The sequence below is a fragment of the uncultured Caulobacter sp. genome (assembly GCF_937900395.1).
Classification (GTDB): Bacteria; Pseudomonadota; Alphaproteobacteria; order Caulobacterales; family Caulobacteraceae; genus Caulobacter.
This window is the reverse complement of the sequence record NZ_CALCDX010000128.1, coordinates 13,379-27,028: the sequence shown is the minus strand read 5'-3', so window position 1 is coordinate 27,028 and position 13,650 is coordinate 13,379. Positions and strand designations below refer to the sequence as shown.

Here is a 13,650-nt window from a genome sequence, read left to right as displayed (position 1 = left end):
GGATGCTCCATGTCTTGCGCGCGCTCTCACACAAGCGGGTGAGCTCCGCCGCCGCGTTGCCGTAGACGACCGTACCCTCTGCGAAGGTGTCGCCGAGGAGCCCGGCGGTCCCCAGCGATGCACCACGAAGCGCCTCGCGCGCGTTGCCGATCCCGACGCCCATCGCCTCCGCGAGGTGCGTCACGACGGCGGTCACGGTCGTGCCGGGGGCGAAGCTGCGCGACACGCGCGGGATCGCTGGCTGCAAGGTCCTGCCGCTCGGTCGGATCGGCGGCAAGATTATAGAGCCGCACCTTTTCGGGCCGCTTGGTCACCTGCAACTTCCAGTCCCCCATCCGCACCGCGCGATAATCGCCCGAGCGCCAGAACAGCGCCGCCCGCTTCGCCGGACCGCCGAGGATATTCTCGCTGTCGACCACGCGGTCGGTCGGCACCTTCGCGCCCGCCGCCGCGGCGATGGTCGAGAAGATGTCGATATGCCCCGTCATGTCGGCGCGCGTTGATCCCGGCGCGATCTTCGCAGGCCAGCGCATGAAGAAGGGGGTGCGGATGCCGCCCTCGAAGAAGGTCGCCTTCCAGCCGCGATAGGGCCGGTTGATGTCGGGCAGGCCGACATAGTTCGCCCCGCCGTTGTCGGAGGTGAAGATCACCAGCGTATTGTCGTCCAGTCCGCGATCCTTCAGCGCCTGCAGCACCCGGCCGACATTGCGGTCGAGGTTGCGGACCATGGCGCCGTAGACGCGCAGGCGATGGTCCTTGATCCCCGACAGGGCGTCGTAGTCAGCCTTCGGCGCCTGCAGCGGCGTGTGGACGGCGTTATAGGCCAGATAGAGGAAGAACGGCCGGTTGCGGTTGGCGTCGATCGCCGCCACCGCCTGGTCCGTCAGATAGTCGGTCATGTAGCGGTTGGGATGGAACAACGGCCCGCCGTTGTACTGCACCGCATAGGGCAGCGCGCCCCACAGGAACTTGTCGATCGGGTCGAAGTCTTGGCGCGACTCCTCGACCGACGGATCGCCGACGGGCGCGAACAGAGACGCGCCCGCCATGAAGCCCAGGCTCTCGTCGAAGCCCTGGTCCTCGGGCCGCGAGCCCTTGATCCCGCCCAGATGCCACTTGCCCAGGTGGACCGTGTGATAACCGCGGGTCTTCAGCGCCTCGGCGATGGTGACTTCGGTCGATGGCACGGCTTCGGTGTTGTCGTCCTTGGGGACGTTCTTCACCTCGGCGGCGTTGAAGCGCGACGGATGCAGCCGGTCGCCGGCGTGGCCGCCCACCACGCGCGAGAAGGCGACGGGCGTGGGCGTGAACTCGAATCCGAACCGGGTGGCGTAGCGGCCGGTCATGATCGCCGCCCGCGACGGGGCGCAGGTGGCGTTGCCGGCATAGCCATTGGCGAACGTCACACCCTGGCGCGCGATGGAATCGATCGCGGGCGTCGGAACTGCGCCCCCAGCGACCCCGCCGCCGTTCAGGGTGATGTCGTTGTAACCAAGGTCATCGGCCAGGATGAACACCACGTTGGGCGGACGCTCGCCAGACGCCGCCGCCGCGGGCCCGGGGCTCCACGACACCGGCCGATAAGCTTCGATCTTCGGCTGCTTGGCGCGGGCCAGGAGGATGATCAGGTCGAACCGGAACAACCACAGGACCGCGCCAGCGAGCCCCAGAACCACTACCGCCGCGCCAAGCGCCTTCAAGAGCCGCATACTCATGTTCCCTCGCTCGCCAAGGCGACAGCATATATAGTGACACAACAAGTGTCGATAGATTGCGGTCCGCCGCTTTTCGCCCCAAACAACCGGCTTGGCGAGAAACAAAGGTCTTGGGCGAACGGCGGCGTAGGACTATCCATGGCCGAAATGCTCACCCAGACCGACGGCGTCGCCGCCACACCCGCGCTCAGCGCCGCAGAACGGGCCCGTAACCGACGCCGGGCGCCGGTTCGTCGCCTGCGCCTGGGCCTGGCGGTGTTCGCCATAATCGTCGGCGCGGCGGTCGTGGGCCAGGCCTCGTGGCGCAGCCTGGCGTCAAGCAAGCTGCAGACCCAGGCCTCGTCGACGCCGCTGCTGCTCGACAAGCCGCGCTTCACCGGCGTGCTGAAGGATGGCCGACCGTTCCTGATCACCGCCGACCGGGCCGCGCGCGACCCGGAGGACGAAGATCTGGTCCGCCTGACCGCCCCGACCCTGGTCCGCGGCTACGGCCAGCCGAACGCCAGCCAGGCGACGGCCAAGAGCGGCGTCTATCGCGAGGCGGCGCACACTCTGTTGCTGACCCAGGACGTGAAAATCACCAACGGCGAAGGCTACGAGTTCGACGCGCCCCAGGCCCTGATCGACATGCGGACCGGAGAGGTCAGCGGCAACGCGGGTATCGCCGGCTCGGGTCCAGAGGGCAGCACGCAGGCGAACGCCTACGACGTCAAGGACAAGGGCGACCGGGTCATCCTGAACGGACGCGTCCGCACGCGCCTGGAGCCGCGTCGCTGACGTGGCCAAAAAGCGGGTCTGCTTCCTCTATATCGCGCAGCACCATCAGGTCTGGCACAGCCTGTCGGTGGCCGTCGCCATGGCGCGCGGCTGGCCGGACCTGAAGGTCGAGATCGCCGCGACGACCCCGGAACTGCTGGACTATGTCGCCGGCCTGCTGAAGGAACTCGGCGGCGCGCCGATCGCGCTCGTGTTGCTGCCCCCAGCCTGGATGCGCCGGCTCAGCGGCGGCGGCGCGCCGCCCAAGGCGCCGATGTTGATCGCCAACGCCCTGCGGCTTGGGCGCTACGACGCCGTCATCACGCCCGAGCGAACCACCGCCCTTCTGCGAAAGCTGGGTGTTCGCCATCCGATCCTGGTCTACACCCAGCACGGCGCCGGCGACCGCGAGGGCCCCTTCGAGCCGCGGCTGCGGGTCTTCGATCTGGTCATGGCCGCCGGCCCCAAGCAGCGCGACCGGATGGTCGGCGAGGGCTGGGTCAAGCCCGAGAACTGCGCCATGGTCGGCTATCCCAAGTTCGATCTGGTCGACGCCCTGCCCCAGCGCCCGGCGCCGCGCTTCGAACGCCCAGGCCCGGTGGTGCTGTACAACCCGCACTTCCATGCCGAGCTCAGCTCCTGGCCCAAGTGGGGCTGGCGCGTGCTGGAGGCCTTCGCGGCCGATGACCGTCACAATCTGATCTTCGCGCCGCATATTCGCCTGTTCGAGACGTCCTCCAGCGAAGAGCGCGCCGCCTTCAAGCGCTTCGCCGAACACCCTCGGATCCATGTCGACCTTGGTGGCCCGGCGGCCGCGGACATGACCTATACGCGCGCGGCCGACCTCTATCTGGGCGACGTCTCCAGCCAGATCTACGAGTTCCTGCGCACCCCCAAGCCCTGCCTGTTCCTCAACGCCAGCGGCGCCGACTGGCGCGGCGATCCCAGCTTCCACCACTGGCTGTTCGGGCCGGTCCTCGACGGCGTGGACACGCTGGGCGACGACGTCGATCGGGCCTTCGCAAGCCACGAGAGCTTCCACGCGGTCCAGGCCCAGGGCATCGCCGAGACCTTCGACATCACCAACGAACCGTCCTCGACGCGGGCCGCGCGGGCGATCGCGCAGCGGCTGGGGGCCTGCGCGTGACCGCGGCCCCCGAACACGCGACGCCGCCGATCAAGCGCGTTCTGGCCAATGCCGGGCACCTGCTCAGCGGCCGGGTGGTCAACGCCGTCGTGGGCCTCGCCTACATCGCCCTCACCGCCCGCAGTCTCGGCAAGGAGACCATGGGCGTCCTGGTGATCATCAACGCCTTCGCCCAGTTCCTGGGCGAGGTGGCGCACTTCGAGTCCTGGCAGACGGTTCTCACCTACGGCACCGATCCGCTGCTCAAGAAGGAGCGGACCAAGTTCCAGCAGGTGCTGCGCCTGTCGCTGATGCTGGACCTGATCAGCAGCATCATCGGCGTCAGCCTGGGCGTGCTGGGCGCCTGGCTGTTCTGGAAGGAGCTGCGCTGGCCCGACGGCATGAGCGGCTATGGCGCGCTCTACGCCTTGTCGATCGGGGTGATGACCTCGGCGACGGGCGTGGGCCTGCTGCGCCTATTCGACCGCTTCCGCTTCCTGGCGGCGGAACAGGCGGTCAGCTCGTTCGTGCGGATGATCGGCTGCGCGATCTGCGCCGTCACCCATGCGCCAATCCAGTACTTCCTGCTGGCCTGGGCGGCGGGCACCTTCGCCTCGTTCTTCTACATCGCCGGCATCGCCATCTGGGACCTCAAGAAGCGCGGCCTGCTGGAAGGCTTCTCCATTCTGGGACCGACCAGCAAGGACCTGCCCGGCGTCTGGCGCTTTGCTCTGTCGACCAACTTCTCCGGCACGCTGGAGGTCGGCTTCACCCATGTGCTGACCATGGCCGTCGGCGCCCTGCTGGGGCCCGCCCAGGCGGCGTTCTGGCGGATCGGCAAGCAGGTGGCGGACGGCATGGCCAAGCCCGCCCGGCTGATGGTGCCGGCGCTCTATCCCGAACTGGCCAAGATGCGCGCCTCGGGCGGCCAGCAGGCCATGACCAAGCTGGCGATCCAGATCGCCCTGATCGGCGGCGCGGCCGCCGGCGTCCTGCTGGCGGTGAGCTTGCTCGCGGGTCGGTGGATTCTCGAAACCGTCATGGGCCAGGCCTATGGCGCCGCCGCCGGCGTCATGAACTGGCAGGTCGCCGCCGCCGCGATCGGGGTCATGACCCTGCCGCTCGAGCCCATGCTGGTGTCGATGCGCGCCGCCGGCGCGGCCTTGATGGTTCGGCTGATCGTTGTGATCTGCTATTTCGCGGCGCTTGTTCCGCTTATTGAGCGTTTCGGTCTGACCGGCGCGGGCGCGGCTCTGGTCGCATCCGCCTTGGCGATGGCGATCGGGATGTATTTGATGGCGCGCCGCAGGCTCGCCCGACTCGCGGCGGAGGATGACTCCGCGCGCACGACGAAAGACGATGAAGGCCCCAAGTATGATCACGCCCACGGCGTCTGACCGCACTGTCCGGTTCGCCGACTTCCCGACCCTGACCCAGGCCCTGGATTTCGCCGCGACCGGCGAGACCGGGATCAACCTCTATTCGCTGCGCGGCGAGCTGGTCGAGGCCCTCCCCTACGCCAAGCTGCGCGAGGATGCCCAGGTCCTGGCCCGCCGCCTGCTGGCGACTGGGGCCAAGGTCGGCGACAGCGTCGCCCTGCTGGCCGAAACCGATGGCGACTTCGTGCGCGCCTTCTTCGCCTGCCAGTACGCCGGCCTGCTGCCCGCGCCGATGGCCCTGCCGACCCCGCTGGGCGGACGCGAGGCCTATATCGAGCAGATCACCAACCTGGCCCGCTCGGCCAAGGCCAAGATCCTGCTGGGCCCCGTCGGCCTGAAAGACTGGGTCGCCGAGATCGGCCAGCGCGCGGGTCTCGACTTCGCGGGCGTCCTGGCCGACCTGCCGGAAGACGGCGGCGCGGCCCTGCCCACCATTACGCCGGAAGATCCCTGCTACCTGCAGTTCTCGTCGGGCAGCACCCGCACGCCCACGGGCGTCCTCGTGCTGCACAAGGCGCTGATGGCCAACTGCGTGGCGATCACGCGCGATGGCCTGCAGGTCGTGCCCAGCGACCGCGCCATCTCGTGGCTGCCGCTGTATCACGACATGGGCCTGATCGGCTTCCTGCTGGCCCCGCTGTCCTGCCAGATGTCGGTGGACCTCTTGCCCACCGGCGCCTTCGTCCGCCGCCCGCTGCTGTGGATCGACCTGATCTCGCGCAACAAGGCCACCACCGCCTACAGCCCGACCTTCGGCTACGAGCTCTGCGCGCGCCGCGTCCAGGGCCAGTCGTTGGAGGCCTACGACCTCAGCCACTGGCGTCAGGCCGGCCTGGGCGGCGACATGATCCGCATGCCGCCGCTGAAGGCCTTCGTCGAGGCGTTCGGCCCCGCCGGCTTCTCGGACAAGGCGTTCGTGGCCAGCTACGGCATGGCCGAGGCCACCCTGGCCCTGTCGATGGCCCCGCTGGGCAAGGGCCTGCGCGCCGAGACCCTGGACGTCGAACGCCTTGAGCGCGACGCCCTGGCCGTGGACGCTCCGGAAGGCTCCGAACGCGCCCGCGACTTCGCCCGCTGCGGCCCGGCCCTGCCCCACCACTTCCTGGAAGTGCGCGGCGAAGACGGCCAGGTCCTGCCCGAGCGCGGCGTCGGCCGCATCTTCGCCAAGGGCCCCTCGGTGATGAGCGGCTATTTCGCCAATCCGGAGGAGACCGCCCGCGTGCTGTCGGCCGACGGCTGGCTGGACACCGGCGACCTCGGCTTCAAGATCGAGGGCGAGATCGTCATCACCGGTCGGGCCAAGGACCTGATCATCCTGAACGGCCGCAACATCTGGCCGCAGGACTTAGAGTGGACCGCCGACCACGAGATCGACGGCCTGCGTAGCGGCGACGTCTGCGCCTTCGCCATCCCGGCCGAGCCTGAAGACCAGATCGTGGTGCTGGTGCAGGCGCGCGGCGGCGACGCCGACAGCCGCGCCGCCCTGGTCGAGCAGGTCACGACCCTGCTGCGGACCCGCCATGGCGTCGACGCCAAGGTCAAGCTGGTCGGGGCCCACGCCTTGCCACAGACCTCTTCGGGCAAGCTAAGCCGCTCCAAGGCCAAGGCCGCCTATCTGGCCGGGACCTACGGCGACTGATGCCAGGCGTCGTCGCCGTCACCGGGGCCACGGGCTTCCTGGGCCGCCATCTGGTCCGCGCCCTGGCCCAGGACGGCTGGAGGCCGCGCGTCCTGGTCCGGCGCGACCCGATCCACCCGGTGTGGCGGGACTTCGACGTCGAGGTCGTCGCGGGAGACCTGCGCACGCCCGGCGCCCTGGCCCGTCTCAGCCAAGGGGCCGAGGTGGTGGTTCATGTGGCCGGCCTGATCAAGGCCCGCTCCCTGGAGGCCTTCAACGCGGTCAATCGCGACGGCGCCCTCGCCGCCGCCCAGGCCGCGCGTGAAGCCGGGGCGCGCTTCCTGCTGGTGTCGAGTCTCGCGGCCCGGGAACCGACGCTGTCGAACTACGCCGCCAGCAAGCGCGCGGGCGAGGACGCCGTGCTGGCGGACTCGCCGGACGCGCTGATCGTCCGACCGCCGGCGATCTATGGGCCGGGCGACACCGAGACCCTGGAAGTCTTCAAGCTGGCCGCCTCCAGCCCCGTACTGCCGGTGCTCTCTCCGGCCTCAAGAGTGGCGATGATCCATGTCCACGACGCCGCGTCACAGCTTGCAGCCTATTGCAAAAACCCCGTTTCAGGCCTGGTAGAGCTATCGGATGTGCGGCGCGACGGTTACACCTGGGCGGAAATCATGAGTACGGCGGCCAGCGTGATGGGCCGAAAACCAAGCCTGGTAAGGCTTCCACGGGCGGGCGTCATGGCCGCCGGAGCCCTTGCGGATGCTTGGTCTTTCGCCAGTCAGACCCCCACGGTGTTCGGTTTAGGTAAGGCCAGGGAGTTGCTTCACGCCGATTGGACACCATCTAGCGCTCCGATGGCTGAGGGAGTACCCAGCGTATTCGGTCTTTTCGACGGGTTCGCTCACACGGTCGATTGGTATCGAAAACAGGGCTGGCTGCCCTAAATTAAGTCGCCCCGCGCAAAAGGGGCGGGAATCTGACAGACTCGCCGTTACATTAGTGTCACGGGTGGGGCTCCCGGAGGTTTGATATAGTATGGAAACGGTGACGGATCTCAGCTTACGCGAGATCGGGGTAGCGGCGAGCAAGGTTCTGGGGCGGCCGGTCGAGGTGCGCGCAGAGTCGCATATTGGCCGTGACCTCGCCGTGGACTCCCTGGCCCTCATGAACATCATCATGGAGCTCGAAGACACCTTCGACATCTCCATTCCGCTTGACCGTCTGGCCTCTGTCGAGACCGCCGGCGACCTTTCCAAACTGATCAACGATCTCCGGACTAGGGCTTAACTAATGGGGCTATTCGATAAGCACCTGGCCTATCGCGATGCGTACAAGGCCATCCAGGACGCCGGGGCCGACCCGTTCAAGGTCCGTTTCGACGCGGTGCATTCGCCGACCGAAGGCGTGGTGGAGGGTCGCCCGACCATCCTTCTCGGCACCAACAACTATCTGGGCCTGACCTTCGACCAGGAAGCGATCGCCGCTTCGGTGAAAGCGGTACAGGAACGCGGGACGGGCACGACGGGTTCCCGCATCGCCAACGGCAGCTTCGAAGCCCACGTCGAGCTCGAGCAGGAACTGGCCAAGTTCTACGGCCGCAAGCACGCCATGGTCTTCACGACCGGCTATCAGGCCAATCTGGGCGTGTTGTCGACGCTGGTCGGCCGCGGCGACCACCTGATCCTCGACGCCGACAGCCACGCCTCGATCTATGACGCCTCGCGTCTGGGCCAGGCCGAGGTCATCCGCTTCCGCCACAACGACCCTGAAGACCTGGCCAAGCGCCTGCGCCGTCTTGGCGACGCGCCCGGCGAGCGCCTGATCGTGGTCGAAGGCGTCTATTCCATGATCGGCGACGTCGCGCCACTGAAGGAAATCGCCGCCGTGAAGCGCGAGCTGGGCGGTTATCTGCTGGTCGACGAAGCCCACTCGATGGGCGTGCTCGGCGCGACGGGCCGCGGCCTCGCCGAAGCCGCGGGCGTGGAAGACGACGTCGACTTCATCGTCGGCACCTTCTCCAAGAGCCTGGGCGCCATCGGCGGCTTCTGCGTCTCGAACATGGACGACTTCGACGTCATGCGCGTCGTCTGCCGCCCCTACATGTTCACCGCCTCGCTGCCGCCGGCCGTGGTCGCCTCGACCATCACCGCCCTGCGCCGCATGATCGAGCAGCCGGAGCTGCGCGACCGCCTGAACCACAACGCCAAGCGCCTGTACGACGGTCTGACCGCCCTGGGCTTCCACACCGGCCCGACGGCCAGCCCGGTGGTCGCCACGACCATGCCGGACCAGGAACGCGCCATCGCCATGTGGAACGGCCTGCTGCAAGCCGGCGTCTACCTGAACCTGGCCCTGCCGCCCGCCACGCCGGACAGCCGTCCGCTGCTGCGCGCCAGCGTCAGCGCCGCTCACACCGACGAACAGATCGACGCGGTCCTCAAGACCTTCGCCGAGATCGGCGCGGCTTTGGGCGTCATCGAGCCCTTGAAGCGCGCGCGCGCCTGAGACCGCTCACATAGTCGAAAACGGAAACGCCCGGTCCAGGCCCGGGCGTTTTTGTTTTTGCGCTCTAGGCGGTTCTCCGTCGGCCCTTCCAAACCTTGAGCAGCACGGAAGGCGCCGCCAGGATCGGATGCCGTTCGCGCCAGGGGGTGATCTCGATCTCGACCCCCGTGTGCCGCTGGATCTTCCAGGCGGCGTAGCGCGCCGCGCCCTGGAAGGTGAAGGCCGCCTTCATCAGGCGCGCGACGTTCAACGGCTTGCCCATCAGCTTGCGGGGCCCCCAGGCCTTGCGCAGGCGCGCCCGCTCGCCCGCCTCCAGCGGCCCGCCCTGATCGTCCTGGACAGCCGTCATGACATGGTCGTAGCGCTCGGGATCATAGGCCAGGATCGAGGTCTCTCGCCCCGCCTTCTCGACCCGCAGCTCGGCCTTGTAGGTCTCCTGGAACAAGGCGGTCCACAAGGCGCGCGGCGCGGCCCCGTCGGGGCCCAGCGCCTGGGCGAAGCGGGCGGCGGTTCGACAGGCCTCGCTCACCGCGTTCACCACCGCCTCACGGCTGCCTTCGGCCGCCCAGACCAGGGCGCAAGGCTGGACGAAGCGCGCCCAGATGGTCGTGTCGGGCCCCGCCCCGGTCACCGCCCGCTGGAACTGGGCCAGGGTCATCGACGCCACCTTGGCCCGCAGCGCCTCGCCGCCCAGCTTGAGCTCGTGATAGCTGACGTCCGGCCACAGAATACGCGTGAAGACGCCCCGCCAACCGGCCGGCGGCCGCTCGGTCAGGACGTAGTAGTCGAGGACGCCCGACAGGTCGCCGGTGCGCAGGATCGAGCCATAGAACAGGACCGCCCGCGCGTCTGGAAACACGCTCGCCAGGTGCTCGGCGAAGGCGGTGATCTGCGCCGGAAGCGGCGTGGCGAGCTCGGTCGCGACGAGGTCGCGCAGGCGGCTCATCCGACGAGGAACCTCAGGGCGGGCCCCAGGGCGATCACCAATTCGCCGCCCTCGAACACCTCGCCGTCCAGCACGAACGGCGCGCAGCCGGCCAGGCCCACCATCTGAGGATCGCGGCGTCGATAGCCCATGCTCTCGAGCTTCGGCTCGGCCTTGCCGCTCAGCACCAAGGGCATGGCCTTCAGCAGCTTTCTGGGCGGCGCGTCGACATCGAGGATCTTGAGACCCTCGCGCGGTTCGCCGAAGGGCTTCAACCCGAACGGCAGCCGCTTCAGCGCCGTCGCGACGATCGCGAAGCGCTCCTCGCCCGGCTGGGTCTCGCCGTCCAAGGTCAGCTTCGCCGGCACGCCCTCGCGCCATTCGTCCCGCGCGCCTCCGAACAAGGCGCCCAGCGTGGCCGTCGCGATCGTCACGCCGACCGCTAGATTATGGAAAAAGCCGACCTTGTGGACCTTCTGGGACAGGTTGGTCGCCTTGACCAGCGCGCCGACGCCGAAGAAGAAGCCCTGCAGGCAAGGTCGGTGGCCGTCCACCCAGCTGATGCGCAGCGGCGGTCGCGACTTGATCCGCGGCTCGGCCTGGCGAGCGGCGTTCAGCGCCTCCTCCAGCCGCCAGTCGCGCTGGGTGCCCAGATCGATCGCCAGCACGTTGGTCTTGCCCGACGGCAGCACCGCCAGCAGCGGCAGGTCCTCGCCGAAGGTGTGCGGCAGCAGGCTGATGACGTCGCGCACCGTGCCGTCGCCGCCATCGATGACCAGCAGGTCCAGACCCTCGCGCGCGAAGTCCTCGAGCACGGTCCGCAGAGCGTCGCGCCCGAAGGGCTCGGCCAGCCGCACGCCTTCGGGCGTCGGCCCGGGCGGGTTCATCCGATTGCCGTGGCTCTCTGGATTACGGATGACCGCGACGCGTGTCATTTCGCCAACCACGATTGGATCGAGCCCTTGGGGGCGGCCAGGCCTTGCAGGATCTGAACGGCGTGCACGAGGAAGCACACGGCGGTCCAGATCGCCACCAGGGTGAAACCGACATCCGGGCGACCGATCAACGCGCAGCCCGTCATCAGGATCAAGTTCGGGTTCCGGCGCGCGGTGATCAGGCGGAAGAAGCTGTCGAACGGCCGCCAGGCGTGCATCTCTAGCTTGAACAGCGCCAGGAAGATCCCCTCCTCCACGCGCTGGGCGACATAGCCGCCGATAACGATCGCCAGGCTGAGCGCCGGATAGGGGATGGATTGCCCGACCGCGTAGACGCCGACAAACCAGGCCCACCACCAGAACGGCGGATGCAGCAGGTCGATGCCGTGGTCGAAGACGTTGCCCCACTTCGACGAGGTCAGGGTCACCCGCGCCAGCTTGCCGTCGACCGTGTCAAGGAAGGTCATGATCCAGGCGCAGACCAGGCCCCAGCCGAACTGGCCGCGCCAGAACAGCCAGGTAGCGGCCAGGGTCAGCAGGAAGCCGATGAAGGTCACCTGGTTCGGCGTCATCTTGGCCAGGGCGCACCAGCGGGTCACGACGCGCGCCGGCGCCGGCCAGACGTACTTGGTGACGAGGTCCGTGACGCCCTTGTAGGAGCCTTGGAACAGGCGCTTTTCGACAGCGCGCACCGTCTCGGGCGTCAGGCGCTCCAGCACCGGCGGCTCGCGCTTGCGCAGGGCGCTGTTGTAGGCCGAGCCCAACTCCAGCGCCGTCAATCGCGTCAGGCGCGTGTCGACGCCAGACGGGTCCTGTCCGACGGCCAGCGCCTCGGAAACGGCGTAGGCCAGGTCGGCCGGCGCATGGGCCGCGACAGCCCTCCCCGTGTCGTCGACCAGCACCGCGCCTTCGCGCCCAGCCAGGGCCTTGATCAGCGACTCGTCGAACACCCAGCCGGCGTCGACCACGACCGCCGCGTGCGACAGATCGACGGCCGGCGTCTCGACTAGGCCAAGACGCCGATAAATGCGCAAGAGGCGCTCGCGCGAGGTCATGCCCCAGATGCGGCCGCCAGCTTCGCCGACGGTCACGGCCCGCGGACCGGCCGAAGCCGTGTTTTGAATTTCAGCGCTCAAGAACCGATATATCCCTTGAATCCCGCGCCGATTGATAAGCAGCTTCGGCTGCTTCGACCAGAACGACCCGAAAGATCTTGTCCATTTACCGCATCGCCCACCTGTCCGATCCCCACCTGCCGCCGCCGCCCGGCGCGTTCGGGTGGAAGGACGTCTTCACCAAGCGCCTCCTCAGCCGCATCGCCTGGCGCAAGAAGCGCAAGGTTCACCGCCCCGAAGTGCTTGAAGCTCTGATGGCCGATCTGAAGGCCGCCGCGCCCGATCATGTGGTGATTAGCGGCGATCTCACCAACTTCGCTTCGCCCACGGAGATTTCAGCCGCGCGCAAATGGCTGGAATCCTTGGGCGAACCGGCGGGCTTCACCGTCAGCCCCGGCAATCACGACGCCCTGGCCGGCGCTGGCGGGCACGAGCGCTTCGCGATTTGGGCGCCGTGGCTGGGCGACACCGGCGAAAGCCGCTTTCCGCAGGTCCGGATTCGCGGCCCCGTGGCGATCTTCAATCTTTGCTCGGCCGTACCGACCGCCCCGCACCTGGCCACCGGCCGCCTCGGCCAGGAGCAACTCCAAGCGCTGGACGCCGCCCTCGCCGACCCTGCCTATGCGGGCCTTTTCCGGCTCGTCGTCCTGCACCACCCGCCGCACGAGGGCGCGGTCTCGAAGCGCAAGTCGCTGGATGACCGTCACGCCCTACGCGACGTGCTCGCGCGACGCGGCGCCGACCTTGTTCTCCATGGCCATGCTCACGAGGCGCTGCTGGGCGCTCTGCGCGGGCCAGACGGCGCGACGATTCCCGTGCTGGGCGTCCCCTCCGCCTCGGCGCGGCCCAACCGACACGGCCCCGCCCGCTGGAACGCCATCGAGATCGAGCCGCGGACCAGCGGCGGCTTCGACGTACGGATCGTCGCGCGCGGGATCGAGGCCGGCCGCGAGGGTCTGACCGAACTGGGCCGCTTCAGCCTTTCCAACGCCGCGGTTCAGCGCGGATAGCGGATCTTGATCCGGATCGTGTTGTCGCCCGGCTTCACCATGAAACGGACGGCGTCGTAGGACGGCTTGGCGTATCGGGTCGGCGCGTCGTTCGAGAAGCCGTAACCCTCCGTCGGCATGCCCTGGGTAGTGCGATCCAGTTCCCGGTCGGCGTCGACGTCGTGATAGGCCTCGACCGCATAGGCGTCGGCGACGGGTAGGTTGAAGCAAGCCTGGGTCATCGGCGCGGACGCCTTGACCCTCTGGCGCAGCAGCTTGCCGCGCGGAACCAGAAAGCGATCCGGATCGGAGGGATAGACGGTGATTGACACCTCGCCGGCGTTGGAACGCAGCGCGCCGACCTGCACGATCAGCCGCACATCCCCCTTGCGGCCGACGCAGTTCTTGTCGGTCAGGGGCGCGGCCAGCCCCTCGGCGCTCGCCGAGCCCGCCGCCAAAGTCGCGAAGATCGCGCCGATGAGAACGGATGGTGCTTTCATCTAAAACGCCGCATCCCTATTGTT

At 68.4% G+C, this 13,650-nt stretch carries 12 protein-coding genes and 1 pseudogene; 8 read left to right on the top strand and 5 right to left on the bottom strand.

Annotated elements, in window-relative coordinates; translation table 11 throughout:
* Window positions 1-209 precede the first annotated feature (209 nt).
* Window positions 210-1,709 (bottom strand): annotated as a pseudogene (locus Q0379_RS10790) (sulfatase-like hydrolase/transferase); the annotation flags it as partial.
* A 153-nt stretch (window positions 1,710-1,862) separates the two neighbouring features.
* Here Q0379_RS10790 and lptC point away from each other — a divergent pair.
* From lptC to spt, 7 genes are all read left to right on the top strand, one after another.
* Window positions 1,863-2,492 carry an LPS export ABC transporter periplasmic protein LptC gene (gene lptC / locus Q0379_RS10785; RefSeq protein WP_299008204.1) on the top strand — a complete coding sequence of 210 codons (630 nt, stop codon included), beginning with the start codon at window positions 1,863-1,865 and terminating at the stop codon, window positions 2,490-2,492.
* 1 nt (window position 2,493) lies between these two features.
* Window positions 2,494-3,618 (top strand): glycerophosphotransferase, encoded by a 1,125-nt coding sequence (locus tag Q0379_RS10780; protein ID WP_299008197.1) that lies wholly within the window; start codon window positions 2,494-2,496, stop codon window positions 3,616-3,618.
* A complete protein-coding gene (locus Q0379_RS10775) occupies window positions 3,615-4,994 on the top strand; it encodes a lipopolysaccharide biosynthesis protein (RefSeq protein WP_299008194.1) in 1,380 nt (459 codons plus the stop codon). Before Q0379_RS10780 ends, Q0379_RS10775 begins: the two co-directional genes overlap by 4 nt.
* Window positions 4,957-6,675 carry a fatty acyl-AMP ligase gene (locus Q0379_RS10770; RefSeq protein ID WP_299008191.1) on the top strand — a complete coding sequence of 573 codons (1,719 nt, stop codon included), beginning with the start codon at window positions 4,957-4,959 and terminating at the stop codon, window positions 6,673-6,675. Before Q0379_RS10775 ends, Q0379_RS10770 begins: the two co-directional genes overlap by 38 nt.
* Complete coding sequence (gene cerR / locus Q0379_RS10765; protein WP_299008189.1) at window positions 6,675-7,601, top strand: ceramide reductase; 927 nt, start codon at window positions 6,675-6,677, stop codon at window positions 7,599-7,601. Before Q0379_RS10770 ends, cerR begins: the two co-directional genes overlap by 1 nt.
* Before the next feature lie 91 nt (window positions 7,602-7,692).
* Window positions 7,693-7,944, top strand: a complete 252-nt coding sequence (locus Q0379_RS10760) for an acyl carrier protein (RefSeq protein ID WP_013079816.1) — start codon at window positions 7,693-7,695, stop codon at window positions 7,942-7,944.
* A gap of 3 nt (window positions 7,945-7,947) precedes the next feature.
* Window positions 7,948-9,162, top strand: coding sequence for a serine palmitoyltransferase (gene spt / locus Q0379_RS10755; RefSeq protein WP_299008185.1), 1,215 nt, complete (start codon window positions 7,948-7,950; stop codon window positions 9,160-9,162).
* 64 nt (window positions 9,163-9,226) lie between these two features.
* Here the strand turns inward: spt and Q0379_RS10750 are convergent, their stop codons facing one another.
* Genes Q0379_RS10750 through Q0379_RS10740 form a run of 3 tightly spaced genes read right to left on the bottom strand, consistent with a single transcriptional unit; the run spans window position 9,227 to window position 12,158 of the window.
* The gene (locus Q0379_RS10750) at window positions 9,227-10,108 is read right to left on the bottom strand and encodes a hypothetical protein (RefSeq protein WP_299008183.1); all 882 of its coding nucleotides are present in this window, start codon (window positions 10,106-10,108) and stop codon (window positions 9,227-9,229) included.
* Entirely contained in the window at window positions 10,105-11,100 is a 996-nt protein-coding gene (locus Q0379_RS10745) for a diacylglycerol kinase family protein (protein ID WP_299008178.1), read from the bottom strand. The genes Q0379_RS10750 and Q0379_RS10745 overlap by 4 nt, the downstream gene beginning before the upstream one ends.
* Window positions 11,019-12,158, bottom strand: coding sequence for a CDP-alcohol phosphatidyltransferase family protein (locus tag Q0379_RS10740; protein ID WP_299008177.1), 1,140 nt, complete (start codon window positions 12,156-12,158; stop codon window positions 11,019-11,021). Before Q0379_RS10740 ends, Q0379_RS10745 begins: the two co-directional genes overlap by 82 nt.
* Before the next feature lie 77 nt (window positions 12,159-12,235).
* Here Q0379_RS10740 and Q0379_RS10735 point away from each other — a divergent pair, with 77 nt between their 5' ends.
* Window positions 12,236-13,147 (top strand): metallophosphoesterase, encoded by a 912-nt coding sequence (locus Q0379_RS10735; RefSeq protein WP_299008174.1) that lies wholly within the window; start codon window positions 12,236-12,238, stop codon window positions 13,145-13,147.
* On the opposite strand, the gene Q0379_RS10730 is transcribed toward Q0379_RS10735, so the two are convergent.
* On the bottom strand, window positions 13,135-13,626 hold the full coding sequence (locus tag Q0379_RS10730) for a DUF2141 domain-containing protein (protein WP_299008171.1): 492 nt from the start codon (window positions 13,624-13,626) through the stop codon (window positions 13,135-13,137). The genes Q0379_RS10735 and Q0379_RS10730 overlap by 13 nt on opposite strands.
* Window positions 13,627-13,650: the final 24 nt, after the last annotated feature.